The sequence below is a fragment of the Psychrobacter sp. CAL346-MNA-CIBAN-0220 genome (genome assembly GCF_040309805.1).
In the GTDB taxonomy this organism is placed as follows: Bacteria; Pseudomonadota; Gammaproteobacteria; order Pseudomonadales; family Moraxellaceae; genus Psychrobacter.
Genome location: NZ_JBEOPF010000555.1, coordinates 1 through 251, shown reverse-complemented (window position 1 = coordinate 251; position 251 = coordinate 1). Strand labels below are relative to the sequence as shown.

Annotated in this window: 1 protein-coding gene; it reads left to right on the top strand. The window is 50.2% G+C overall.

The features are described 5' to 3' along the window. On the top strand, positions 1-251 hold a 251-nt coding region (locus AAEY88_RS14775), incomplete at both ends, for a transposase (protein ID WP_350563600.1).

Below are 251 nucleotides of genomic sequence, written 5' to 3'. Positions count from 1 at the left end.
GTGCAAGTCTTAAGAGAAGCTGACCGAGAGGCGCAGTCGACCTCGTATATGTGGGTGTATCGCAGTGGTGAGTTTGTCCAAACGCCTATTGTAATTTATGACTATCATCCAAGCCGCGCAGGTCGTTGTGCTCAAGCGTTCTTGTCTGGCTTTTCTGGGTATTTACTGACGGATGGCTACGGTGCTTATGGCACATTAAAAGATGTCACCCATGCTGGCTGCATGGCACATGTGCGCCGAAAGTTCACCGA